The sequence below is a fragment of the Streptomyces sp. NPDC048142 genome, assembly GCF_043202835.1.
Classification (GTDB): Bacteria; Actinomycetota; Actinomycetes; order Streptomycetales; family Streptomycetaceae; genus Streptomyces.
Genome location: NZ_JBIDBC010000017.1, coordinates 1 through 22,116, shown reverse-complemented (window position 1 = coordinate 22,116; position 22,116 = coordinate 1). Strand labels below are relative to the sequence as shown.

The following is a 22,116-nucleotide window of genomic DNA, read 5'->3' as shown; positions in this document are numbered from 1 at the left end:
GGATGACCGGCAGTCGGACACCGGAAGCGGAATCTGTCGGTCCGGTCGACTCCGTAAGCGCGCTTGTGGGTCCGGATGCACGGATTCAGGTCGGAACATGCCGCAGCGCCCGACGACACAGCGTGAAAACGGCTGGTCAGCGGGCACCGCGGCACATTCATACGACCGGTGTGATCCGGTTTCAGGACGCGAGGACCTCGTCGAGCAGCGCCTCGGCCTTGTCCTCGTTCGTGTTCTCCGCGAGAGCGAGCTCGCTCACCAGGATCTGGCGGGCTTTGGCGAGCATGCGCTTCTCGCCGGCGGAGAGACCGCGCTCGCGCTCCCGACGCCACAGGTCACGCACTACTTCGGCGACCTTGATGACATCGCCGGAAGCGAGCTTTTCGAGATTTGCCTTGTACCGCCGGGACCAGTTCGTCGGCTCTTCGGCATACGGTGCGCGCAGCACCTCGAAGACCCGGTCCAGCCCGTCCTGCCCGACTACGTCGCGCACGCCCACGAACTCCGCATTGTCCGCCGGCACACGAACCGTCAAGTCGCCCTGGGCGACCTTGAGCACCAAGTAGGTCTTGTCCACGCCTTTGATCTGGCGAGTTTCGATAGCCTCGATCAGCGCGGCCCCGTGATGGGGATAGACCACGGTGTCGCCAACCTTGAACGTCATGTGACAGGTACCCCTTCCGTGGCTATCCAGAGTAACACGAGAACCGCATCTCCTGAATGGCGTTTTCGCAGGTCAGGGCATATCTCGGGGCTTGACAACTGCAACACGAACGTGCTGCGGAAGGCTTCCGGAAGACGGTATTCGCAGGTCGGAGCCGCTGTGCACCCGGAGCGAAACATCCACGTCGCACGGACCGGAAGCCCCGCAGAAGAGGGCGAAAGTACCGGTTTGTCGGTTTCAGGATGACGATCATTCCCTACTCCGTTCGGTGACCGCTCACCCGTACGAACGTAACTGCCGGGCCACAATGAAATTGATCAAGCCGCACCGGTGCGGCACCTTTCCGCCGCGAAGCGGGGAAATGGAGAAGAAGCCACAACGCGGGCGGAAGAATTGATCACGCGGATTACGTGAACGGCACATGGCGTACCGGCCGGTAGAACACCCCACGACAACACCGCGCGGACCGTTCGGCGGACTTGCCGCGGTGGGGCGGCCCGCCGGGAGGGTCCCGGAGGGCCGCCCCCGCTCGAACGGAGCCGAGAGCTCGACGAAGGGCTCAGGGGGCATTTCGGCAACGCCGCGAGCGCGGCTGCCCGGCATCGCCCGGCAGGCGGGAAGGTGACGACTGGCCCCGGGGGGCGGGTCGGGTGCAGGGCGTGCACGGCGGCTCGGTAGCCTAAGCGCGCTGACACACCCTTAGGGCGGCTTTACACCGCGCCCGATGTCCGAAGCCCGCAGTCCGATTGTTCAAGGAGTTGCCGCCGCCGTGAGCCGCAGCCTTCGACACGGCGCCCTCGCCGCCACCGCCACCGTGCTCTCGATCGTCTCCCTGTCCGCCTGTGCGGCGGGCAACAACGCCGAGACGCTCAAGGTCAGGCCGGACAACCCGGCCACCTCGGTGGGCGACATCAAGATCCAGAACGTGAACGTGCTCACGCTGCCCGATGGCGGTGCGGACGGCCCCGCCGTCGTCTCGGCGACGCTGTTCAACGACGGCACCGAACGTGAGGTGCTGGAGGCCGTCACGCTGCCCGGCAGCGACGCCGAGGTGAAGCTCCGGGCCGCCACGGGCAAGGGCCCCATCGTGGTCCCGGCCGGCGGCCAGGTCATCATCGGTGGCAAGGGCAACGCCGCCGCCGTGATCGAGAACGGCGGCGAGGCCGCGCGCGACGGCGACGTCCAGCAGGTCGTCTTCAAGCTCAGCCGGACCGGCGATGTCGGTCTCGGCGCCAGCGTCTTCCCGGCCGAGGGCTTCTTCAAGGACTTCGGCCCCAGCCCGAAGGCGGAGGCGCCCGCGCCGAACCCGGCGTCCTCGGACGACGCGTCCGGCGACGGGGAGACCACCGGCGCGACCGAGGGCGAGACGTCCGGTACGCCGGCGAACGGCGCGGACGCCGAGGGCGCCCAGGGCGATGCCGGTACGCAGGGCGAGACGGGCACGCAGGGCGACGCGGGGACGCAGAGTGCGGGCGACGACGCCGCCTCGGTGCCCGCGGCCCACTGACACGGCTGCTCCGGCCCCGTAACGCGGGCACACAGCGCACAGCACGCACGCCGAAGGGGCGCTTCCCGGCCGGGAAGCGCCCCTTCGGCGTCTGCGGACCCGCGGTTTACGGCTCGAACTTGTACCCCAGGCCCCGCACGGTGACGAGGTAGCGCGGCGCGCCCGGGTCGGGCTCGATCTTGGCGCGCAGGCGCTTCACGTGGACGTCGAGGGTCTTGGTGTCGCCGACGTAGTCCGCGCCCCAGACCCGGTCGATGAGCTGCATCCGGGTCAGCACGCGGCCCGCGTTGCGCAGGAGCATCTCCAGCAGGTCGAACTCCTTGAGCGGGAGGTCGACCTTGCCGCCGGAGACGGTGACCACGTGCCGGTCCACGTCCATCCGGACCGGGCCCGCCTCCAGGGCGGCCGGGGTGACCTCCTCCGGCTCCCCGCGGCGGCGCAGGACGGCGCGGATGCGGGCGACGAGCTCCCGCGAGGAGAAGGGCTTGGTGACGTAGTCGTCGGCTCCTATTTCCAGCCCGACGACCTTGTCGATCTCGCTGTCCTTGGCGGTGACCATGATCACCGGAACGTTGGAGCGGCTGCGGAGCTGGCGGCACACCTCGGTGCCGGGCAGGCCGGGCAGCATCAGGTCGAGCAGGACCAGGTCGGCGCCGTTGCGTTCGAACTCGTCCAGCCCGTCGGGGCCGGTCGCCGCGATGGCGACCTCGAAACCTTCCTTGCGCAGCATGTAGGACAGGGCGTCGCTGAAGGATTCCTCATCCTCGACGACAAGCACTCGGGTCACGGTCGAGCCTCCGGGGCAGGGAAGGGGTCAAAGGTGTCGGTCTCGTACGGCCCCTCGTCGTCGCCGTCGACGATAAGCGGTCCGCCGGTGGTGCGCTCCCTCGTGGTGCCCGATTCGGGCAGCCGGAGGGTGAAGGTGGAGCCCTGTCCCTCGGAGCTCCAGACGGTGACCTCCCCGCCGTGCGAGGCGGCCACGTGCTTGACGATGGCGAGGCCGAGACCGGTGCCACCGGTGGCCCGTGAGCGGGCCGGGTCGACGCGGTAGAACCGCTCGAAGACCCGTTCGCGGTCCTTCTCGGAGATGCCGATCCCCTGGTCGGTGACGGCTATCTCGATGAGGTCCCCGCCGGGCGACGCCATGCGCCGTGCGGCGATGCCGACGCGGGTGTGGGCGGGGCTGTAGTTGACGGCGTTCTCGACGAGATTGCCGAGCGCGCCGACGAGCTGGCCGCGGTTGCCCCAGACCGTGAGGCCCTCGGCTCCCGCGGAGGCCATGGTGATCTGCTTCGAGCCGGCCTGCTGGCGGCAGCGGTCGATCGCCTCGGCGACCAGCGTCTCCACCTTGACCGGCTCGGCGTCCTCCAGCGGGTCGTCGTTCTGCACCCGGGAGAGGTCGATGAGCTCCTGGACGAGATTGGTCAGCCGGGTCGCCTCGATCTGCATCCGCCCGGCGAACCGCTCCACCGCCTCCGGGTCGTCCGAGGCGTCCATGACCGCCTCGGAGAGCAGGGAGAGCGCTCCGGTCGGCGTCTTGAGCTCGTGGCTGACGTTGGCGACGAAGTCGCGCCGTACCGCTTCTATCCGGCGGGCCTCGGTGAGGTCCTCGACGAGCAGCAGCACCAGCCGCGAGCCCAGCGGGGCGACCCGGGCGGAGACGGCGAGGGTGTCCCCCCGGCCCGTACCGCGCCGGGGCAGGTCCAGCTCGACCTGTCGTATCTCCCCGTCCCGCCGGGTGTCCCTGGCCATGTTGAGCATGGGCTCGACGGCCAGCCGGCCGCCCCGGACCAGACCCAGGGCATACGCCGCGGAGCTGGCCTTGACCACGCTGTCGCTCTCGTCGAGGACGACGGCGGAGGAGCTGAGAACGGAGAGGACGGTGTCCACTCCGGGAGGAAGGGCGGCATTGCCGTCCGGCCGCAGCGACGTACGGGTGGGCCGTTTCAGGTCGCGTTCGCTCCAGCGGAACGCCAGCATGGCGATCACACCGGTGCACAGCCCGGCGATCGCTGCAGCTGCGGCGACCGCCGCGTTCACGTCCATGCTTCAAGGTTATGCGGGTGCGACGACACTCACCCAGCCGTCCGAGTGCCTTCTCGAACACTCGTCGCTCAGAGTTCACCGAGGGGATGGGGCTGGTTCACTTAGGGGGTTGGATCCGGACGCGTTGCGGCCGCACCGTGGGAGCGTGGGGGTCGGCCCGAGACCCCGGCCTCAGTTGGAACTGGAGAGGGACTTCCATGCGCGACGCTTACCACGAGGAACTCGATTCGATCGGAGAAGGCCTGGTCGAGATGGCCCGGCTGGTCGGCTCGGCGATCGGACGGGCGACCACGTCCATGCTCGACGCCGATCTGACGCTGGCCGAGAACGTGATCGCCGGCGACCAGAAGGTCGACGACCTCCAGCACGAACTGGAGGCCCGCGCCATCGCGCTCCTCGCCCGCCAGCAGCCGGTGGCGACCGACCTGCGCATCGTGGTGACCTCGCTGCGGATGAGCGCCGACCTGGAGCGCTCGGGCGACCTCGCCCAGCACGTGGCGAAGCTGGCCCGGCTGCGCTTCCCGCAGTCGGCGGTCCCGCACGATCTGCACGCCACCATTCTGGAGATGGGCCAGCTCGCGCAGCGCCTGATGGCCAAGGCGGCCGAGGTCATCATCACCAAGGACGTCGATCTGGCACTCCAGCTGGAGCACGACGACGACGAGATGGACCTGCTGCACCGCACGCTGTTCCGGCACCTGATGGACGACCGCTGGAAGCACGGCATCGAGACGGCCGTCGACGTGACGCTGCTGGGCCGCTACTACGAGCGCTTCGCCGACCACGCGGTGTCGGTCGCCAAGCGCGTGGTCTACCTGGTGACGGGCGAGCACGCGGACGAGATCCAGGCGGCGGCCCCGGTCGAGGGCGCGTAGCGGCCGCTCCGGTACGGCGACGCCGTACCGGAGCGCCACCGGCGCATCTCGGGCGCATCACCGGCGTACGCGAGTCGCACATACGTTCCTGCGCGCGTGCGCCGTTGATGCGCCTGCCGGGATGGGCATGCAATGGGGTGGGGGCGGTGCACCATGCCGACCGCCACCCCAGCCGCACGCCCTGAGGAGGGACCATGGCCGACTCCCCCATGACCGAACCCCAGCAGGAGACCCCGACCGAAGTGGTGCACCTGACCGTGCTCGGCGCCTGCGGCTGCGGCTCGGGCTGCGGGTGCGGCTGCCAGTCCGGTGCCCCGTGCCAGTGCGGCGGCTGCTCCGGCTGACCCGCGCCCCATACGAAACGGACGGCACCCGCCCGGTTTCCCGTTCGGGCGGGCGCCGTTCGCGTACCGATGTTCCGGGCCCCCGGGGGGCGCCGTTCGCGTGCCGGACTTCCGGGTCAGACGGCCCGCTCCACCGCCGCTGCGGGTGCGGGTGCGGCCTCCGGCTCGGACCGTACCGGCCGGGCCTCGGCCGGTACGGGAGCGGGCTCGGGCAGGGCGTCCGCCACGGCGTGCTCCTCGCGCGGCAGGTCGCGCATCAGAAGCCAGTAGCCGAGGCCGGCGACCGTGCCGATCACGGCGCAGGCGGCCCACAGCCAGGCGGCGCCGTAGTGGTCGATCACGAAGCCGGACATCAGCGGCGCGACGAGCGCCGCCACCGACCACGACATCGTGTACATGCCCTGATAGCGGCCCCGGCCCCGGGCGGGCGACAGCTGCACGACCAGACCCGTCTGGGTGGGCGCGTTGACGATCTCGGCCAAGGTCCAGACGCACACCGTCAGGGCGTACGCCGCGACCGACCCGGCGAAGGCCGTCAGCCCGAAGCCGTACCCGGCGAGCAGCGAGGAGATGATCAGCAGCCGGCGCGGATCGCGGTGCTGGATGAAGCGGGTGACGGGGATCTGGAGGACCACGATCAGCACGCCGTTGACGGCGATGGCGGTGCCGAAGTCGGAGCTGGAGAGCCCGTCCGTACCCATCGCCACCGGCAGTCCCACGTACCCCTGCTGGAAGATCAGCGCCACCAGGAACGACAGCCCCACGACGCCCATGAAGCGCCCGTCGCGCAGGACGGTGGTGAGCCGCACGTCGTCCTTGGGCCGCTTGCCGCCGACGCGCTTCGCGGGTACCTGCTCGGGCCGCGACTCCGGCACCTTCAGGAAGACGAGAACGGCGCACACGAGCGTCATCAGGGCCTCGCCGATGAAACCGGCGAGGTAGCTGTGCTCGGCGATGAACCCGGCACCGGCGGCAGAGATCGCGAAGCCGAGGTTGATGGCCCAGTAGTTGAGCGAGAAGGCCCGGATCCGGTCCTTCGGGGGCACGATGTCGGCCATCATCGCCTGGACGGCGGGGCGGGAGGCATTGCTCGCCATGCCGACGAAGAACGCCACGGCGGCGATGGCGAAGGGATGCACCATGAACCCGAGCACCGCCACCGACACCGCGGTGGAGACCTGGGCGATCAGCATGGTGGGCCGCCGCCCGAGCCGGTCGGTCATCACACCCGCGCCGAGCGAGGAGACGACCCCGCCGAGCCCGTGGAGGGCGGCGACGAGCCCGGCGTACGAGGCGGAGTAGCCCCGGTCCAGGGTCAGATACAGGGCCATGAAGGTCGCGACGAACGCGCCGAGGCGGTTGACCAGGGTGCTGGTCCACAGCCACCAGAACTCGCGGGGCATCCCCGAGACGGTCTCGCGGGCGGCTGTGCGCAGACCGGCGACGGACATAAGGTTTCCCCCCACGGGACGTACGGAACGAGCGCCTCGGGTAATACTCCCGACGACCTTCGAGACATTACGAAGCCCGGCTCCCCGACCGCCACCGGATTGACGCCCGCCGTCAATCGTCCGGCCGCCGAGCGCTCCCGGCCCCGCTCTGTCCGCGGTGCGGGCGGGCGCGCGGAGGCCGCACGGGTTCGATTACGCTCGGACTCATGGCCGACGCACCGTACAAGCTGATCCTCCTCCGCCACGGCGAGAGCGAATGGAACGCGAAGAACCTGTTCACCGGTTGGGTGGACGTCAACCTCACCGAAAAGGGCGAGAAGGAAGCAGTCCGCGGCGGTGAGCTGCTCAAGGACGCCGGTCTGCTCCCCGACGTCCTGCACACCTCCCTCCAGCGCCGCGCGATCCGGACCGCCCAGCTGGCCCTGGAGTCCGCCGACCGCCTCTGGATCCCGGTCCGCCGCTCCTGGCGCCTCAACGAGCGCCACTACGGCGCGCTCCAGGGCAAGGACAAGGCGCAGACGCTCGCCGAATTCGGCGAGGAGCAGTTCATGCTGTGGCGCCGCTCCTACGACACCCCGCCGCCGCCGCTGGCCCGCGACGACGAGTACTCCCAGTTCGACGACCCGCGCTACGCGACCCTCCCCCCGGAGCTGCGCCCGGACACGGAGTGCCTGAAGGACGTCGTCGTCCGCATGCTCCCGTACTGGTTCGACAGCATCGTCCCGGACCTCCTCACGGGCCGCACGGTCCTGGTCGCCGCCCACGGCAACAGCCTGCGCGGTCTGGTGAAGCACCTGGACGGCATCTCGGACGAGGAGATCTCGGGCCTCAACATCCCGACCGGCATCCCGCTCTCCTACGAGCTGGACGCCGACTTCAAGCCGCTGAAGCCGGGCGGCACGTACCTCGACCCGGACGCGGCGAAGGCCGCCATCGAGGCTGTGAAGAACCAGGGCAAGAAGAAGTAGCCTCTTCTCCTCTCCGGCTCACCGAGCCCCCTGCTCGCGGTTCGTCCGCGAGCAGGGGGCTCGTTTCCGCCCCGGGGCCGTTGTTGGGCCGACAAGGTCTCAGACCGGCTTGCGCCAGACGGAGATGTGCTTGCCGGAATCCTGGGTGAAGGGTGCGCCGTCCCAGTCCGCGACACGGCGCTCCAGGTCCAGCCCCGCGATGCGGGCCATCAGGTCGAGCTCCGCCGGCCAGGCGTAGCGGTGGCGGGAGGCATCCCGGCGGTAGTGGCCGTCGTCGCCGTCGCGGGTGAAGTGGTGCGAGACGAGGATCTGCTCGACCAGGTCGAAGGTGTCGAAGCCGAGATGCCGGTCGGACACGTCGAACGGCACCGCGACCTGGCCGGGCGGCAGGAACCGCAGCGGGGGCACCCCCAGTTCGATGACGAACCGGCCGCCGGGACCCAGATGACGGGCCGCGTTGCGGAAGCACTCGACCTGCTCGTCCTGGGTGAGCAGGTTCGAGATGGTGTTGTAGACGAGATAGACCAGGGTGAACTCGCCGGGGACGACGGTGGTGGCCATGTCCCCGATGGTCACCGGGAGGGTGTTCGCGTCGGCCTTGCGCCGGAGCACCTCCGCCATGGGTTCGGACAGTTCGATGCCCACCACCGGAACGCCGCGCTCCCGGAGGGGCACGCCCACGCGCCCGGTCCCGATGGCGAACTCCAGGGCCCGGCCGTCACCGGCGAGTTCGGCGAGGAAGGCGAGGGCCGGTTCGAGGGCGGCGGCCGAGGAGTTCTCGGCCTCTTCGGCGTCGTAGCGGTCGGCGGTCGCACGGGTCCACAGTTCGCTGCTCGTCACGGTCGGCCACTCTGCCGGGCGCCCGCGGGCTCTGTCGACGCAATTTCCCGCGGTCAACTCCCCTGCGCAGATGTGCGGCTGCCGCCCGGCTGCGGGCGACAGCCGATACGCCCTGGTCCGTCGCCTCACTGCCAGGCGTAGAAGCCGATCACCGTCGCCACGAGGAACGTCACCGACGCCGCCCCGGCGAGCCTGCGGCCCCGGCCCGGCCCGGCAGTGTCAGTGCCCCCTGCCACCATGGTCATCATGGCGACCTACCTGCTCACCGACATCGAACAGGCCCTCCGCAGCAGTTGGAGCGCCGAGACCTGCACCCCGGAGTACCGGGACCGCTGGAGTCCGGACAATCCGGCGCGGGATCAGTGCGGGGTGACCGCCATGGTGCTCAACGACCTGCTCGGCGGCGAGCTGATCCGAGGTGAGGTGCATGTCGACGGCGTGCGGACCGACTACCACTGGTGGAACCGCCTGGGCGCGGGCGTGGACATCGATCTGACGCGGGAGCAGTTCGGGCCCGAGGAGGTCGTCGTCGGCGGTGACGTCATAGTCCGGCCGCCCGTCAGCGAATGGCGGCGGCTTCGGGAGGAGTACGCGATCCTGCGCGACCGGGTCGCGGAGCAGCTCGGGCAGGACTGAGGCCCCGGTGACGGCGCGTGCCGCGCTGCCGTCGGACAGCACGGGCCGAGCCGCGGCGTAGCTGCGGCGCATCCCGGTTCGCGGTCGCGCACCTGCGGCGCGCACCCCGATCCGTGCTCGATCCGTGACCTCGCCGGACCGGCCGAAGTGCCCCTCGTACGCACTACGGTGGGCGCATGCCGTCCGCGTGCTTCCAGGGCAAGGAGATCGAGGAGAGCGATCATGGGTGAGTCTCTGAAGACCTTCGTCGGCGGTGCCGAGGTGGAGGTGCCCAACAGCATCCCGGACATCCGGGCCGCGCTGCCCGAGGAGAGACGCGAGGAGTTCGATCTCGCGATCAACGAGGCCGGGGTGCACGAGATCCAGGCCGTCATGCGGCACTGGATGCTGGAGGCCGTCCCCGATCCCGAGGCCGAGAAGATCCTGGACCGGCTGGCGCAGGACGAGGCCGAGAGGCGGAGCGTAGCTTGAGCTTCCGCATCTCCTTCGCACCGCCCGCCGACGACACCCTGGCCAAGATGCGCGGCGGCGAGTCCTTCCGGGACGCGATGGCCCGCACCCTCGGCGAAGAGCCGTACGGCCACGCCTCCTCCGCCGTCAAGAGCGAGCGGGACCGGCGTGAGGCGACCGTCTCCGGGGCCATCGTCCTCTACTACGTCTCCCGGTCCGTCCTGACCGTCACCGTCGTGCGCCTCGTGCCCCTGCCCTGAATCACCCGCGGGAGCAGGCGAGAAGGCCAGGGGCCACGGCGGCCGTCCGTCAGGCGAGCTTCTTGTCCTGCGCCGCCACGACCTCGGCCGGCACCTCGAACTTAACGTCGCCGCTCGCCGCCGCCAGGTTGAAGGCGAAGAACGTCGCCACGGAGCCACCCTTGCGCAGCGCCACCAGCTTGAACGGGGCCTGGTCGCCGTCGTCGTCGGAGGTGACCGTCCATGCCGCGGACTCGTCGCCGCCGGTCACCTTCTCCTCGGTGACCGAGGCGATCTTCGTCGGCGCACCGGCGACCGTGGCGGTGAAGCCGCCCGCGCAGTCCGCCGCGGCCTTCTTGAGCGCGGCGAACGCGTCCGGGCCCGCCGTTCCCTCGTACGAGTTCAGCGCGACGAGCGTGGACGTCAGGTTGAACGCGTCCTTGAACGCGTCCTCGGCCTTGCCGTCCGCCAGGTCCTCCAGCGACTTCTTGCCGTCGGCCTTCGGCTCGTCGATCACCTTGCGCTTCGTGGTGGCCACCGAACCCTCCTGCGCCACGCCGAACATGGCGTGGGCGACCGGCAGGCACTCCTTCTTGTCGACGGTGACACCGTCCGCCGGAACCTCGTCGTCCGGACCGGCCTCGGTGACCTTGCGGCCCTTCACGTCGCCCTGGGCGAGGGTGGCCTTCTCCAGCTCGGCGGCGGTGAGCGCCTCGACCGGGGCCTTCGGGGCCGAGCTGCTTCCGCTCGCGGCGCCCTTGTCGTCCTTCCCGTCCTTGGCGTCGGCGTCCGACGAGCCGCCGCAGGCGGTGGCCAGCAGGACAAGAGCGGCCGCGGAGGCGGCGAGGGCGGTACGGCGTACGGAAGTGGCGCGCATGGTTCTTCTCTCGAGTTCGGGGAGCAACCGCCCCTGCCCCGTGCGGCACTTCAGCACCGTGCGGGACGGGCCGTCGCAGTGATCCACACTTTACGATCGAACCTGTGAGCGATGGCCGGTCCGGCGGCCCCTTCCCGCGATCGTGATTCTGCTGTGATCATCCGGTGGGCGCACGGCGTGGAACCGCAGCGCAACCCTCCTGTGAGCCCGGCAAGAGGGGTGCGAAATGGGGAGGGTGGAGTGGGGAGGTGTGGAGTGCGGGTGTCAGCCGGAGGTCGGGCGCTGGGTCAGGTGGCTGAACGCGTCCAGGTTCCGGGTGGACTCACCGCGCGCCACCCGCCACGCGTACTCCTTGCGGATCGAGCTCGCGAAACCGAGTTCCAGGAGGGTGTTGAACGCCCCGTCGGCCGCTTCGAGCACCACGCCGAGCAGCCGGTCCAGTTCCTCGGCGGTGACCACCGAGAGCGGCAGCTTGCCGACCAGATAGACGTCACCGAGCGAGTCGATCGCGTAACTCACCCCGAACAGGCGGAGGTTGCGCTCCAGCAGCCAGCGGTGCACCTCGGCGTCGTTCTCGTCGGGGTGCCGGACGACGAACGCGTTGAGGGAGAGCGAGTGCTTGCCGACGATCAGCGAACAGGTCGTCGACAGCTTGCGGGTGCCGGGCAGCGTCACGACGTAGTTGCCGCGCTCCGGGCTCTCCCATACGAGCCCGGCGTCGTTCAGCGTCGCCTCGATGACCTGGGCCGCTGCAGTTTCGTCCGGTACGTCAGCCATGCAGCGAGCGTACGACAGGAGCACCGGAACGTACGGGACGGGCTCAGCCTTGATCCGTACGGGCGCGCAGGCCGTGGGTGCGTACGGACCCGGCGGCGGTGATCCGCACGGGCGCGCAGGCCGTGGGTGCGTACAGGCGTCAGCCGTGGTGCGTACTGGCCCGGCGGCGGTGGTCGCAGAGCGCGGCCGTATATACGTCGGCGGTCGCCGAGGCGGCCGTGTCCCAGCCGAAGGACTGGGCGTGCGCCGCGGCGGCCGCCCCCATCCGCTCGACCAGCTCCGGCGCGTCCGCGAACCGCCCGAGCACGCGAGCGTACGCCTCCGGCTCGTGTCCTGGCACGAGAAAGCCGCTGATTCCGTCGCGCACCGCCACCGGCAGCCCGCCCACGGCCGCGGCGATCACCGGGGTGCCGGCCGCCTGGGCCTCTATGGCGACCAGGCCGAAGGACTCGCTGTACGACGGCATGACCAGCACCGACGCGGCCCGGAACCAGTCCGCGAGCCGGTCCTGCCCCACCGGCGGGTGGAACCGTACGACGTCGGCGATGCCGAGGCGGGCGGCCAGCTTCTGGAGCCCCTCGGGCTTGGCGAGTCCGCTGCCGCTCGGGCCGCCGACCACCGGCACGACGATGCGGGACCGCAGCGACGGATCCCGGTCCAGGAGCACGGCCACCGCGCGCAGCAGCACGTCCGGGGCCTTCAGCGGCTGGATGCGGCCCGCGAAGAGCGGGATCAGCGCGTCCTGCGGCAGGCCGAGCCGGGCCCGCGCGGCGGCGCGGGCGGACGGGGCATCCCCTGGACGGAACGTGCCGGAGTCCTTGGGGAAGGGGCGGAAGCGGTCCAGGTTGACGCCGGGGTGCACGACGGCGACCGCGGTGGGGTCCGCGTCGTAGAAGCGGACGAGTTCGTCGGCCTCCTCGGCGGTGTTGGCGATCAGCCGGTCGGAGGCGTTCACGATCTGGGTCTCGCCGATGACCCGGGCGGGCGGCTCGGGGGTGTCGCCCTCGGCGAGCGCGGCGTTCTTGACCTTGGCCATGGTGTGCATGGCGTGCACGAGCGGGACGCCCCAGCGCTGCGCGGCGAGCCAGCCGACCTGGCCGGAGAGCCAGTAGTGGGAGTGCACGAGGTCGTAGTAACCGGGGCGCTGACCGGCCCAGGCCTGCATCACGCCGTGCGTGAACGCGCAGAGCTGAGCGGGCAGGTCCTCCTTGGCGAGGCCCTCGTACGGCCCCGCGTCGACATGGCGGACCAGGACGCCGGGGGCCAGCTCGACCGAGGGGGGCAGGGAGCCGGTGGTGGCCCGGGTGAAGATCTCGACCTCGATGTCGATCGCGGCGAGGCGCTTGGCCAGCTCGACGATGTAGACGTTCATCCCGCCCGCGTCGCCCGTGCCGGGCTGGTGGAGCGGGGACGTGTGCACGGAGAGCATCGCGATGCGGCGCGGCTTGCGGGAAACCCCGGAGAAGCCTCCGGGGAATCTGAGGCGCGCGGCCGTCCGGGTGGAGCCGAGCCGGGAGACGTACTGGCTCACCTCGTCGGTCCTCCTCGCTCGGGACATGCTGGGCAGAGGGCCGCGGGGCCCTCCGAAGGGCGAGAACAGTGGAATCCCGCCTTTCATTTCCGCTTTGCCAAATCATTACGTTGCCGGGCGGCGCGTCGCACGGCCCGGGGAGCACGGGGCGGGGCAGGGCACAGCCCGGACGGCGCGCGGCGGCGCGGCGCGCGGCCCGGACAGGCCGGGACGGGACGGGACAGGCCGGGACGGGATGGGGCGTCCGGGTATCCGCCCCGCTCCGTCGCATACGCTCGACCCATGCGCCAGCGCCCCATCGGCACCGCCACCCGCGGGACCACCAACCCGAACCGGCTGCGCCGCATGGACCGCTGGATCGCCGACGCGCACGGGCCCGCCCTGCGCCGCGCCGGGACGCCCGTGGCCGTCGATCTCGGGTACGGGGCGGCCCCCTGGACCGCCGTCGAGCTGCTGGGCCGACTGCGTACCGCCGAGCCGCGCACCGTGGTGGCGGGCATCGAGATCGCCCCCGAGCGGGTCGCCGCCGCGCAGCTGTACGCCCGCGAGGGCCTCACCTTCGTGCACGGCGGCTTCGAGGTCCCCCTGGAGGTCCGGCCGCTGCTCATCCGGGCGGCGAACGTGCTGCGCCAGTACGACGAGGACCAGGTCGCCGAGGTCTGGGCACGGCTGTGCTCCCGGCTCGCCTCGGACGGACTCCTGGTGGAGGGGACCTGCGACGAGATCGGGCGCCGGCACGTCTGGGTGGCCCTGGGACCCGAGGGGCCGCGCACGGTCACCTTCGCGACCCGGCTCGGCTCGCTGGAGCGCCCCTCCGACCTCGCCGAACGCCTGCCGAAGGCGCTGATCCACCGCAATGTGCCGGGCGAGCCGGTCCACGCGTTCCTGCGGGACTTCGACCGGGCCTGGGCCGCGGCCTCCCCGTACGCCTCGCTCGGCGCACGGCAGCGCTGGATCGCGGCGGTGCGGGCGGTGGCGGCCGACTGGCCGGTGACGGACGGGGTACGGCGGTGGCGGCAGGGCGAGATCACCGTGCCGTGGGACGCCCTGCGGCCCAACAACCGCTGACAACGGCTGACAACGGCTGACAACGGCTGACAACGGCTGACAACGGCCGAATGATTGCCCGGAAGGCAGAACTCTTCCGCTCCGGGAACGCGACAGGGGCATCGTTCGTCCCAGTGAGAGGGAAAGGCGCAGATCGCAGCGCCGCGCGAGTCGGGGGAATCATGACGAAGTGGCCATATGGGGACGGCATGTGACGCGTCAGGTGCCGTCGTCCTCTGTTGCTTTACGGGACGGCATGGCACGATCACGACGTTGCAGAAAAGTTACTGACGGTAAGTCAGGTAGGCGATACCTGGCTCCTGTTGCGTTCTTACTTCTGCCGCTTCTGCCACCTTTCCTGCTTCTGCTGCTTTTCTCGCATTCATTGCATCCACCACATTCGCCGTATTCGTTGTCTTTGTCGCCTTCGTCCCGGAGGCGGGCCGGAGTAACAACCCGGAGGGGGAGCTCGTGAACCGACGCCACTGCGCCACTGCCGCCATCACGCTGGTCTGTGCGCTGGCCCTGCTGACGTCCCCGGGCCAGGCCCTGGCTGCCCCCGCGCCGGACCCGTCGCCCTCTCCGTCCTCCTCCCCCGCCGGCTCACCGCCCCGCTACTCCAACGCGGACCTCGAAAAGGTCCGCGAGCAGATCGAGACGCTGTACCGGAAGGCGGGCGCGGCGACGGACGCGTACAACCTCGCCGAGGAACAGACGAAGAAGCAGTCCGGCGAGATCGTGAAGCTGGCCAAGGCGATCGTCGACGGCCAGGCGCGCATAGCCGAGCTCAAGGACCAGGCCGGAGCCCAGGCCCGCGAGCAGTACCGCAACGGCGGCCTGCCGCCCGGCGCGCAGCTGGCCCTGAGCAACGACCCGAAGCTCTTCCTGGACGGGATCAACAAGGTCCACCAGAGCCAGCAGGCCTCCAAGTCGCTCCTGACCGACCTCAACCAGACGCAGGAGGACCTGGAGACGTACACCCAGGACGCCAGCGCCAACTGGGAGAAGCTGGAGACGATCCGGGTCAAGCAGGCCAAGGCCAAGAAGAAGATCAACGCCCAGATCAAGGCGGCGGAGAAGCTCGAATCGCAGCTGGCGGAGAAGGAACGCGAGCGGCTCCGGCAGCTGGAGCGGAACGCCGCGGACAAGGCGCAGACGGCCTGGCTCTCCTCCGGCGCGGTCAAGGACGTCAGCGGCGAGGCGAGCGAGGGCGGTGCGGCGGCGGTGGCCTTCGCGACGGCCCAGATCGGCAAGCCGTACGTCTGGGGAGCCGAGGGCCCGGCCTCGTACGACTGCTCCGGGCTGACGTCCCGGGCCTGGCTGGCGGCGAAGCGGCCGATCCCGCGCACCTCGCAGGAGCAGTGGCGGCTGCTGCCGCGCATCGACATCCGGGACATGCGCCCCGGCGACCTGATCATCTACCACGCCGACGCCAGCCATGTCGGGATGTACGTCGGCGACGGCACGATCGTCCACTCCCCGCGCCCCGGCCGCAACGTCACCCTGGCGGGGGCGGGCTCGATGAAGATCCTCGGCGTGGTCCGCCCGGACAAGTAGGACCGGGCACGAGGGCTGGGCACGAGGGCTGGGCACGAGGGCTGGGCACGAGAGCCGGACCCGTAGGAGCGGGGACACGAGAGCCGGCCCCGCAGGGCCGGACACGAAGGCCGGACCCGCAGGGCCTGACTTACGCGACCCGGGCCGCGTAAGCCGGGCCGCATGAGCCGGGCCGCATGAGCCGGGCCGCTCCGCCGTTCGTGCGTGCGTGCGTGATGTTTGTCATGGACGATTCCTCGCCTGTACGGCGGCCCATCGCGCCGGATCCGTGTCGGGACGCGGCTTATGACGGCGCATATGACGGAGGCCGGTCCCCGCGCGCCATTCCGTTCCCCCACCGCGGACCGCTATCGTCCCCGACTGGCGGATCGTCGATCGTCGGCCCGCCGCACCCTCGGGGGAGGGAAGGAAACCCGAACCGATGCCCGTACCCGTACCGCAGCAGCGCCCCGTCCCCGCTGCGGAGACTTCGCACGGCGACCTCACCCTGCTGGTGATCGAGGACGACCCGGCGGGCACCACCATCACCGTCCCCGAGCTCTCGGCGGCGGCCGGGACCCGGGTCCGTATCCGTACAGCCCGCAACCTCACCGAGGCCGCGCGGCTGCTCACCGACGACGTCGACTGCATCCTGCTGGACCTCGCGGTGCCACTCACAGGCTCCGGAACCGGCCCCGGGCCCGGACCTGGCCCCGGCACGCCCACCGCCGACGGGACGCCCGACAGCGGAACGTCCGGCAGCGGTCCCCGGCCCGAGCCCGTCTCCGGGCGGGCCGACGAGCTGGCGGCCCTCACCCACGTACTCCGCATCGCTCCGCTGCACGCGGTCCTCGCGCTGACCGCGCAGGACGACACGGAGCTGGCGGCCGAGGCGGTACGCGTCGGGGCGCAGGACTACCTCTTCCGGGGTGAGCTGGACGCACGCGTCCTGAGCCGCGCGATCCGGTACGCCGTGGAGCGCAAGCGCGCCGACATCGCCCAGCACCAGCTGACCGAGTCCCGGCTGCGCGCCCAGGAGAACGCCCGCCTGGAACGCGGCCTGCTCCCCACCCCGCTGCTGGACGGCTCCGGCCTGAGCTTCGCCGCCCGCTACCGCCCCGGCCGCAGCCGCGCCCTCCTCGGCGGCGACTTCTACGACGTCGTCCGCACCCCGGACGGCACGGTGCACGCGATGATCGGCGACGTCTGCGGACACGGCCCGGACGAGGCGGCACTCGGCGTCGAGCTGCGGATCGCCTGGCGGGCGCTGACCCTGGCCGGGCTGTGCGGGGACGAGCTGCTCTCCACGCTCCAGCAGGTGCTGGAGCACGAACGGCAGAGCGAGGAGATCTTCGCGACGCTCTGCACCGTCGACATCGCGCCCGACGGGCGACGGGCCGGGCTCTGCCTGGCCGGACACCCCGCGCCGCTGCTCGCCCGCCACGGCCGGCCGGCGCGGCTGCTCCCGTACGAGGACGGCGGCCCGGCCCTGGGACTGCTGCCGCGGGCCCGGTGGCCGCGGCGGCAGGTCGAGCTGGGCGGCACCTGGAGCCTCATGATGTACACGGACGGGCTCATCGAGGGGCGCGTGGGAACCGGCGGCAGCGAGCGGCTCGGCCAGGACGGCATGGTCGCGATGGTCAACAGCCGGCTGGAGCAGGGCCTGGCGGGCGAGGAGCTGCTGGAGGCGGCGGTCGCCGAGGTGCGGGAGCTGAACGGCGGCGAGCTGACCGACGATGTGGCGGTCCTGCTGCTGGGCCGCGACCCGGAGCGGATACGACGATGGGGCGGCAGCGCACCGCGCTCCCACCCCGCGTCCGTCGACCGGCCGCCGTCCCCGCCCGCGAGGACGGCGAGGGCTCAGCGCCCGCCGTTGTAGGGACCGTACGGGCCGTCGCTGCTGGAGCCGCCCCTGCGGCCACCACCCCCGCCGCCGCCCGAGACCTCCTTGAGCGCGGGGCGCACGTCGACCATGAACACGATCGACGCGACCACGCCCGCGAGCTGCAGGAAGAGCAGCGGGATCAGCAGGTTCACCGCGACGGCCACGCCGAGGATCACCAGCCAGAAGGACTTCTTCTTCTTGTCGGCGGCACGGTAGGCGTCCTCACGGGCGGTCGCCGCGAAGACGAACGCGACCACGGCCAGCACCAGCATCGCCAGATAGAGCAGCTGGAGAATCGTGCCGAATCCTGAGAGCAACATGCTGTGTACCGCCTAGTGAGTGGATGAGCGCCCTTCGACCGAGAGGGCCAAGGTACCGGGACAACGAGCCGGCCACCCGTAAAGGTGCCCGGCCCGCGCCCCGGTCACGCGTACCGCGTCCCGGAAGGACCCGTGGGGGTCACTTGTCGGCGGGCGGCGGGGTCTTCCTGGCCGCGGGCTTGCGCGGCGCGGGCGTCTTCTTGGCCGGCGCGGCCTTGGCCTCGGCGGGCTCGGCCTTCGTGGCGGCGGGCTCGGCCGGGGCGGCGGGCTTCGCGGAGCCGCCGTCGACGGGAGCGCTCTTCGTCGCACCCTTCGGCGCGGCCTTGGCCTCGCTCTTCGGCGCGGCCTCGACGACGGCGGTGATCTCGACGATCTCCTCGGCCGTCTCCCCGCGCCAGGTGCGTACGGTCTGCTCGCCGCGCTCGGCGACCTTCTCGTACGTCTCCCGGGCCTTGATCGCGTACTCGGCGGCCACACCCACACTGCGGAGTGCCAGGTCCTGAGCGTTCTCGCCCAGCTTCTTCAGGTCGGCGGCGTCGAAGGACCCGAACACCTCGGTGACCTTCGCCTGCACGGTGGCCTGGGCCTCCTTGGCCTGCGTGGTCACCTTCTCCTGCACGGCCTTGGGGTCGGTGTTGCGCACGGCGTCGATCCGCTCGGGCGCCTCGGCCCGCAGCTGCTCGATCAGCGCCGGGACCTTGCGCGCCTGCCGCACGGCCAGGTCGGCCGTACCGGCGGCGAAGTAGAGGGGGGTGGGGTCGGTGAGGGTCTTGCGCAGGTCATCGGTGATGGCCATGACTGTGGTCCTCCCGGATCATCAGAACCAGCTGCTAGCTGCGAGGGTCTTGGTCTTTGGTGACGTGGTCTTTGGTGACGTCCGTACCGGCGTCGTCCTTGGTGCCGTCCGTACCGGCGTCGTCCTTGGTGCCGTCCGTACCGGCGTCGTCGCCGCCACGGGGCCCGGCATCGCCGCCCGCGTCGGCGCCGGCGTCCGCGTTCACGTCCGCCTTCACGTCCGCGTCAGGCCCGGGGACGAATCCGTTCTCGCGGCGGAAGGAGTCATAGATCTGCAGCAGAACGTTCTTCTGCCGCTCGTTGATCGACGGATCGGCCAGAATGACCGCCCGCGTCTCCAGCTCCTCCCGCTCCCGCTCGTCGAGGATCCCCGCACGTACATACAGGGTCTCGGCCGAGATCCGCAGCGCCTTGGCGACCTGCTGGAGCACGTCCGCACTGGGCTTGCGCAGACCGCGCTCGATCTGGCTGAGATACGGGTTCGACACCCCGGTGGCATCGGCGAGCTGCCGCAGCGAGAGCTGCGCTGCACGGCGCTGCTCCCGCAGGTAATCACCGAGATTGCCGACGTTGAGTGATGCCATGACCCGATAGTGCAACACTCTTGCTAACTTTTGCAAGCACATGCTTGCAAAAGTGTCGCGCACCACTGATGGATGGGCGCTGTGACTCGCAGCGACAACTGTCCGCTCTCGGTGGATGTGGCGAGTCCCAGCGCTTCTGGCGAACGACTTGGCGGAGTCCCGGCGAAGCTGGCCGGCCGGTTGTCCCGCCTCGCTGCCACTGACGGATTCCCACTCGCTCCCAGTCGTGCTGTCGGAGTCTCTTTCGTGACGCTCTGAGCGGTTGTCCGCTCTCGCTCCAGTGGCTGGTCAGAGCCTCCTGCGGATCAGAAATCCACGTGCGTATGAGCTGGTTCGCACTCGTATACTCGTGCGGGTTCATGGAGGGGGAGGTGGAGACAGTGAAGCTTGCTGAGGCACTGGCAGAACGTGCGGAGGCGACTCGCCGTGTCGAACAGTTGCGAGCGCGCGTCGTCAGCAGTGCGCGGTACCAGGAGGGGGAGACGCCCGCCGAGGATGCCGCCCAGTTGTTGGCTGAGGCCGGTGAGGTGCTGAGCGCTCTGGAAACGTTGATCCGGCGGATCAACCGGACCAATGCCACCGTGGAGATGGGTCCCGACGGGACGCTCACCGATGCTCTTGCACGCCGGGATGTCCTGCGGTTGCGTCACTCTGTGGTCACCGCGGCGGCGGACGCTGCGGCGGGTAGCGGCGAGCGGGGATACGGCCGGCAACTCCGGTCCGAGCTGATGATGCTTTCCGCGCTTCCGGTCGCGGAACTGCGCGGTCAGGCGGATGTTCTCGCGCGGGAGATCCGCGAGGTCGATGTGCGGATCCAGCGTACGAACTGGGAGGTGGATCTGCTGGACTGAGTAGTCCAGCAGGCGGGGACGATGTGGAGCAGGTAGCAGCTTCGGAGGCGTGCACACACCGAGGGCCGGCGGTTTCCAGCCCACTCCTGGTGCGTGAAGAGCAACGCGGGGGTTCAACTCCCCATCAACAGTGCAGCTCAGCACGGCGTACAGGTAAAGGTGCACATCGCACAGCACATCACCACGTGCAGATCCGAAGCGGTGAGGGCGGGTTCGGGGCTTTCCACATCGCAGCACCATGGACAACGGCTATTCGAGCGCAACGGGGGCATGCGAATGGCTGATCCATACATCACTCTCGACGAGCTCGCCCAGGAGCTTCGGCCGATGGCACAGGGCATCGAGTGGTTCGAGGGCCTCTCCGCTGAAGAGCAGTCCAACACCCTGCGCTTCCTTGCACATTTCTGCGTTCAGGCCCGCGCCACCGCCGAGGACGGCTCGAAAAGTATCCGACGCGCCGGGCTCCGCGCCACGCACACACCGGCAGTTGCTGATCGCCCGAGGGCGGATCGACCAGCAACTCCGAAAGATCGCCAGTCTCACCCCGCACGACGAGCGCCTCACGTCATTCCGGCTACTGATCGCGGTGCCGGCCGTCGCCGACGAACGCCGACGAGAGCGCTTCTGCTCCGACGGTTGCGGCCACGCGTGGCATCGCCTGTCTGTCGACACCCCCGAAGGCTCGGCCTGAACCCTCGCGCTTTCGCGCCTACCGGGCCAGTGGCCGGAGGGGAAACATCGCGCTCAGTCTCGGCAGTTTACGCATCGCCTCGTCTTCGCATCGCACGTCTCACTGCTCGCCGCGCGGCCCTCGATCGCCGCCTACATCGCCCTGCTCGGCTTCGACGGCTTCATAGAATGCGTCGCCGAAGTCGTCATCAGCGCGGGTGAGTAGTCCGTACGCCTCCATGGCGACGTGGTCGAGAGACTCCCACTCCGGCCAGTCGTCGTTCCAGAGCTCCCGAGGGCGACCCACCAGGCACTGAACCTCTGGAATGTCGGCCAGAGCGTCGGGATCGATCACTGCCCGCGCGAAGGCTTCCCGACCGATCCCCACCATCCACAGGCCGAAGTAGCAGAATCCGTCGTCCGAACACCAGCCGCCGAAGATCCGTTCCGCCGCAGCCCATAGATCCCAGGTGAAGGCTTCACGCGTCACTTCGTCCAGGCGAACCTGGAACTGCACGATCTCTGTCAGCGACCTCCGCGACAACTCGTCACGCAACCACGCCAGCCGTTCGTCCCGGCCCCGCGTCTGCCGTCGGCACTCTTCGATGAGCTTCCAGAAGGAATCGAAGTCCACGGCGGCACTGTGCCAGGCACCTCTGACACCGCAGGGTCGGCAAACGATGTTCGAGCAGTGGAGAACACGGAGATCATCATCAAGCTCACCTCTGATGAAGCGCTGGACCTGTCGGACTGGCTGGAGCGAGTGCAGATGACGGACCTCAGCCGTCTCGTCGACGACGAGGCGGTCTGGGCCCCCAGTTTCAGCCCAGGACTTCTGGTGGATTCCCATTGATTCTGGACAGAGAAGTCCATGGGGCTGGGTGGGGCGAGTGATATGGCACCGCTGGACGTGGGCGGATTCGAGGTCGGTTGGCGGGATGCCAAAGGTGAACACCGCCGACCGCTGAGTGAGGCGGAGCAGGTCGAGTTCGAGACGGGACTGCCAGTACGTGGCTTCCCTTCATGCCGCGGTCAGCGGAACTTCCCGGGCCTGTACTGGTCGGCCACGACAGGCGGGCGCGTGGGGTTCGAGTCGTGGCTGGAGCGGGATCACGCGATGCTGCTGGACGGGTCTTGTCCCCGAGGGGTGGACACCTGTTCGTATCGTTATGCGGCGAGTGTCAGGGTAGCTGACTGCTGTTCGTAGGCGATCGGTGCTTGCTG

26 protein-coding genes and 1 pseudogene are annotated in these 22,116 nt (G+C 70.1%); 14 read left to right on the top strand and 13 right to left on the bottom strand.

All coding sequences use genetic code 11. The features are described 5' to 3' along the window. Window positions 1-181: 181 nt before the first annotated feature. Entirely contained in the window at window positions 182-664 is a 483-nt protein-coding gene (locus ACGF2Y_RS21500; RefSeq protein WP_003953493.1) for a CarD family transcriptional regulator, read from the bottom strand. Window positions 665-1,433: 769 nt separating this feature from the next. On the opposite strand from ACGF2Y_RS21500, the gene ACGF2Y_RS21495 reads away from it, so the two are divergent. Further along, window positions 1,434-2,171, top strand: a complete 738-nt coding sequence (locus ACGF2Y_RS21495) for a DUF461 domain-containing protein (RefSeq protein ID WP_392949761.1) — start codon at window positions 1,434-1,436, stop codon at window positions 2,169-2,171. Window positions 2,172-2,277: 106 nt separating this feature from the next. On the opposite strand, the gene ACGF2Y_RS21490 is transcribed toward ACGF2Y_RS21495, so the two are convergent. After that, a complete protein-coding gene (locus ACGF2Y_RS21490) occupies window positions 2,278-2,958 on the bottom strand; it encodes a response regulator transcription factor (protein ID WP_003968183.1) in 681 nt (226 codons plus the stop codon). Further along, window positions 2,955-4,217, bottom strand: a complete 1,263-nt coding sequence (locus ACGF2Y_RS21485) for a sensor histidine kinase (RefSeq protein ID WP_392949759.1) — start codon at window positions 4,215-4,217, stop codon at window positions 2,955-2,957. The genes ACGF2Y_RS21490 and ACGF2Y_RS21485 overlap by 4 nt, the downstream gene beginning before the upstream one ends. 197 nt (window positions 4,218-4,414) lie before the next feature. On the opposite strand from ACGF2Y_RS21485, the gene phoU reads away from it, so the two are divergent. Both phoU and ACGF2Y_RS21475 read left to right on the top strand, forming a co-directional pair. After that, a complete protein-coding gene (gene phoU / locus ACGF2Y_RS21480) occupies window positions 4,415-5,092 on the top strand; it encodes a phosphate signaling complex protein PhoU (RefSeq protein WP_392949758.1) in 678 nt (225 codons plus the stop codon). Between the two features lie 194 nt (window positions 5,093-5,286). After that, window positions 5,287-5,436 carry a hypothetical protein gene (locus ACGF2Y_RS21475; protein WP_164494140.1) on the top strand — a complete coding sequence of 50 codons (150 nt, stop codon included), beginning with the start codon at window positions 5,287-5,289 and terminating at the stop codon, window positions 5,434-5,436. A 116-nt stretch (window positions 5,437-5,552) separates the two neighbouring features. On the opposite strand, the gene ACGF2Y_RS21470 is transcribed toward ACGF2Y_RS21475, so the two are convergent. Beyond that, a complete protein-coding gene (locus ACGF2Y_RS21470; protein ID WP_392949755.1) occupies window positions 5,553-6,887 on the bottom strand; it encodes an MDR family MFS transporter in 1,335 nt (444 codons plus the stop codon). A gap of 206 nt (window positions 6,888-7,093) precedes the next feature. On the opposite strand from ACGF2Y_RS21470, the gene ACGF2Y_RS21465 reads away from it, so the two are divergent. Then, entirely contained in the window at window positions 7,094-7,855 is a 762-nt protein-coding gene (locus ACGF2Y_RS21465) for a phosphoglyceromutase (RefSeq protein ID WP_103535427.1), read from the top strand. A gap of 99 nt (window positions 7,856-7,954) precedes the next feature. Here ACGF2Y_RS21465 and ACGF2Y_RS21460 read toward each other — a convergent pair whose 3' ends face one another. Then, entirely contained in the window at window positions 7,955-8,695 is a 741-nt protein-coding gene (locus ACGF2Y_RS21460) for a class I SAM-dependent DNA methyltransferase (protein WP_392949751.1), read from the bottom strand. Between the two features lie 125 nt (window positions 8,696-8,820). Further along, window positions 8,821-8,943: a hypothetical protein gene (locus tag ACGF2Y_RS21455; protein WP_392949749.1), complete on the bottom strand. Its 123-nt coding sequence runs from the start codon at window positions 8,941-8,943 to the stop codon at window positions 8,821-8,823. On the opposite strand from ACGF2Y_RS21455, the gene ACGF2Y_RS21450 reads away from it, so the two are divergent. The 3 genes from ACGF2Y_RS21450 to ACGF2Y_RS21440 all read left to right on the top strand — a co-directional run bounded on the left by ACGF2Y_RS21450 (window position 8,942) and on the right by ACGF2Y_RS21440 (window position 10,041). After that, complete coding sequence (locus ACGF2Y_RS21450; RefSeq protein ID WP_392949746.1) at window positions 8,942-9,331, top strand: hypothetical protein; 390 nt, start codon at window positions 8,942-8,944, stop codon at window positions 9,329-9,331. The genes ACGF2Y_RS21455 and ACGF2Y_RS21450 overlap by 2 nt on opposite strands. A gap of 222 nt (window positions 9,332-9,553) precedes the next feature. Next, window positions 9,554-9,802 carry a hypothetical protein gene (locus ACGF2Y_RS21445; protein WP_392949744.1) on the top strand — a complete coding sequence of 83 codons (249 nt, stop codon included), beginning with the start codon at window positions 9,554-9,556 and terminating at the stop codon, window positions 9,800-9,802. Continuing rightward, a complete protein-coding gene (locus ACGF2Y_RS21440; RefSeq protein ID WP_392949742.1) occupies window positions 9,799-10,041 on the top strand; it encodes a hypothetical protein in 243 nt (80 codons plus the stop codon). Before ACGF2Y_RS21445 ends, ACGF2Y_RS21440 begins: the two co-directional genes overlap by 4 nt. A gap of 49 nt (window positions 10,042-10,090) precedes the next feature. Here the strand turns inward: ACGF2Y_RS21440 and ACGF2Y_RS21435 are convergent, their stop codons facing one another. The 3 genes from ACGF2Y_RS21435 to mshA form a co-directional block, all read right to left on the bottom strand. After that, window positions 10,091-10,897, bottom strand: coding sequence for a hypothetical protein (locus ACGF2Y_RS21435; RefSeq protein WP_392949739.1), 807 nt, complete (start codon window positions 10,895-10,897; stop codon window positions 10,091-10,093). A gap of 264 nt (window positions 10,898-11,161) precedes the next feature. Next, window positions 11,162-11,674 (bottom strand): YbjN domain-containing protein, encoded by a 513-nt coding sequence (locus tag ACGF2Y_RS21430; RefSeq protein ID WP_392949737.1) that lies wholly within the window; start codon window positions 11,672-11,674, stop codon window positions 11,162-11,164. 139 nt (window positions 11,675-11,813) lie between these two features. Continuing rightward, complete coding sequence (gene mshA, locus ACGF2Y_RS21425) at window positions 11,814-13,205, bottom strand: D-inositol-3-phosphate glycosyltransferase (protein ID WP_392949734.1); 1,392 nt, start codon at window positions 13,203-13,205, stop codon at window positions 11,814-11,816. A 282-nt stretch (window positions 13,206-13,487) separates the two neighbouring features. Between mshA and ACGF2Y_RS21420 the strand changes: the two genes are divergently transcribed. The 3 genes from ACGF2Y_RS21420 to ACGF2Y_RS21410 all read left to right on the top strand — a co-directional run bounded on the left by ACGF2Y_RS21420 (window position 13,488) and on the right by ACGF2Y_RS21410 (window position 17,667). Further along, complete coding sequence (locus ACGF2Y_RS21420) at window positions 13,488-14,273, top strand: class I SAM-dependent methyltransferase (RefSeq protein ID WP_392949731.1); 786 nt, start codon at window positions 13,488-13,490, stop codon at window positions 14,271-14,273. A gap of 450 nt (window positions 14,274-14,723) precedes the next feature. Continuing rightward, a complete protein-coding gene (locus ACGF2Y_RS21415) occupies window positions 14,724-15,809 on the top strand; it encodes an NlpC/P60 family protein (protein ID WP_392949727.1) in 1,086 nt (361 codons plus the stop codon). A 421-nt stretch (window positions 15,810-16,230) separates the two neighbouring features. Next, on the top strand, window positions 16,231-17,667 hold the full coding sequence (locus tag ACGF2Y_RS21410) for a PP2C family protein-serine/threonine phosphatase (protein WP_392949724.1): 1,437 nt from the start codon (window positions 16,231-16,233) through the stop codon (window positions 17,665-17,667). On the opposite strand, the gene ACGF2Y_RS21405 is transcribed toward ACGF2Y_RS21410, so the two are convergent. From ACGF2Y_RS21405 to ACGF2Y_RS21395, 3 genes are all read right to left on the bottom strand, one after another. Next, the gene (locus ACGF2Y_RS21405) at window positions 17,649-17,993 is read right to left on the bottom strand and encodes a DUF2516 family protein (protein ID WP_392949721.1); all 345 of its coding nucleotides are present in this window, start codon (window positions 17,991-17,993) and stop codon (window positions 17,649-17,651) included. The genes ACGF2Y_RS21410 and ACGF2Y_RS21405 overlap by 19 nt on opposite strands. 139 nt (window positions 17,994-18,132) lie before the next feature. Continuing rightward, complete coding sequence (locus tag ACGF2Y_RS21400; protein WP_392949718.1) at window positions 18,133-18,789, bottom strand: hypothetical protein; 657 nt, start codon at window positions 18,787-18,789, stop codon at window positions 18,133-18,135. Window positions 18,790-18,823: 34 nt separating this feature from the next. After that, a complete protein-coding gene (locus ACGF2Y_RS21395; RefSeq protein ID WP_392949715.1) occupies window positions 18,824-19,372 on the bottom strand; it encodes a helix-turn-helix domain-containing protein in 549 nt (182 codons plus the stop codon). A gap of 380 nt (window positions 19,373-19,752) precedes the next feature. Here ACGF2Y_RS21395 and ACGF2Y_RS21390 point away from each other — a divergent pair, with 380 nt between their 5' ends. The 3 genes and pseudogenes from ACGF2Y_RS21390 (at window position 19,753) to ACGF2Y_RS21380 (ending at window position 20,914) form a co-directional block, all read left to right on the top strand. Then, the gene (locus tag ACGF2Y_RS21390; protein WP_164195707.1) at window positions 19,753-20,223 is read left to right on the top strand and encodes a DIP1984 family protein; all 471 of its coding nucleotides are present in this window, start codon (window positions 19,753-19,755) and stop codon (window positions 20,221-20,223) included. 270 nt (window positions 20,224-20,493) lie between these two features. Continuing rightward, window positions 20,494-20,655, top strand: a pseudogene (locus tag ACGF2Y_RS21385) (DUF5958 family protein); the annotation flags it as partial. A 55-nt stretch (window positions 20,656-20,710) separates the two neighbouring features. Then, window positions 20,711-20,914 carry a DUF5958 family protein gene (locus tag ACGF2Y_RS21380; RefSeq protein ID WP_392949712.1) on the top strand — a complete coding sequence of 68 codons (204 nt, stop codon included), beginning with the start codon at window positions 20,711-20,713 and terminating at the stop codon, window positions 20,912-20,914. A gap of 99 nt (window positions 20,915-21,013) precedes the next feature. Here ACGF2Y_RS21380 and ACGF2Y_RS21375 read toward each other — a convergent pair whose 3' ends face one another. Then, window positions 21,014-21,526, bottom strand: a complete 513-nt coding sequence (locus tag ACGF2Y_RS21375) for a DUF4240 domain-containing protein (RefSeq protein WP_392949710.1) — start codon at window positions 21,524-21,526, stop codon at window positions 21,014-21,016. A gap of 57 nt (window positions 21,527-21,583) precedes the next feature. Here ACGF2Y_RS21375 and ACGF2Y_RS21370 point away from each other — a divergent pair, with 57 nt between their 5' ends. Then, the gene (locus ACGF2Y_RS21370; RefSeq protein ID WP_392949707.1) at window positions 21,584-21,745 is read left to right on the top strand and encodes a hypothetical protein; all 162 of its coding nucleotides are present in this window, start codon (window positions 21,584-21,586) and stop codon (window positions 21,743-21,745) included. Window positions 21,746-22,116 lie beyond the last annotated feature (371 nt).

Excerpts from the sequence above, each read along its gene's own strand:
- ACGF2Y_RS21500 (WP_003953493.1), bottom strand. The coding sequence starts at position 664 with ATGACGTTCAAGGTTGGCGACACCGTGGTCTATCCCCATCACGGGGCC.
- ACGF2Y_RS21485 (WP_392949759.1), bottom strand. The coding sequence starts at position 4,217 with ATGGACGTGAACGCGGCGGTCGCCGCAGCTGCAGCGATCGCCGGGCTG.
- phoU (WP_392949758.1), top strand. The coding sequence starts at position 4,415 with ATGCGCGACGCTTACCACGAGGAACTCGATTCGATCGGAGAAGGCCTG.
- ACGF2Y_RS21475 (WP_164494140.1), top strand. The coding sequence starts at position 5,287 with ATGGCCGACTCCCCCATGACCGAACCCCAGCAGGAGACCCCGACCGAA.
- ACGF2Y_RS21470 (WP_392949755.1), bottom strand. The coding sequence starts at position 6,887 with ATGTCCGTCGCCGGTCTGCGCACAGCCGCCCGCGAGACCGTCTCGGGG.
- ACGF2Y_RS21465 (WP_103535427.1), top strand. The coding sequence starts at position 7,094 with ATGGCCGACGCACCGTACAAGCTGATCCTCCTCCGCCACGGCGAGAGC.
- ACGF2Y_RS21450 (WP_392949746.1), top strand. The coding sequence starts at position 8,942 with ATGGCGACCTACCTGCTCACCGACATCGAACAGGCCCTCCGCAGCAGT.
- ACGF2Y_RS21455 (WP_392949749.1), bottom strand. The coding sequence starts at position 8,943 with ATGATGACCATGGTGGCAGGGGGCACTGACACTGCCGGGCCGGGCCGG.
- ACGF2Y_RS21445 (WP_392949744.1), top strand. The coding sequence starts at position 9,554 with ATGGGTGAGTCTCTGAAGACCTTCGTCGGCGGTGCCGAGGTGGAGGTG.
- ACGF2Y_RS21435 (WP_392949739.1), bottom strand. The coding sequence starts at position 10,897 with ATGCGCGCCACTTCCGTACGCCGTACCGCCCTCGCCGCCTCCGCGGCC.
- ACGF2Y_RS21430 (WP_392949737.1), bottom strand. The coding sequence starts at position 11,674 with ATGGCTGACGTACCGGACGAAACTGCAGCGGCCCAGGTCATCGAGGCG.
- ACGF2Y_RS21420 (WP_392949731.1), top strand. The coding sequence starts at position 13,488 with ATGCGCCAGCGCCCCATCGGCACCGCCACCCGCGGGACCACCAACCCG.
- ACGF2Y_RS21410 (WP_392949724.1), top strand. The coding sequence starts at position 16,231 with ATGCCCGTACCCGTACCGCAGCAGCGCCCCGTCCCCGCTGCGGAGACT.
- ACGF2Y_RS21405 (WP_392949721.1), bottom strand. The coding sequence starts at position 17,993 with ATGTTGCTCTCAGGATTCGGCACGATTCTCCAGCTGCTCTATCTGGCG.
- ACGF2Y_RS21400 (WP_392949718.1), bottom strand. The coding sequence starts at position 18,789 with ATGGCCATCACCGATGACCTGCGCAAGACCCTCACCGACCCCACCCCC.
- ACGF2Y_RS21395 (WP_392949715.1), bottom strand. The coding sequence starts at position 19,372 with ATGGCATCACTCAACGTCGGCAATCTCGGTGATTACCTGCGGGAGCAG.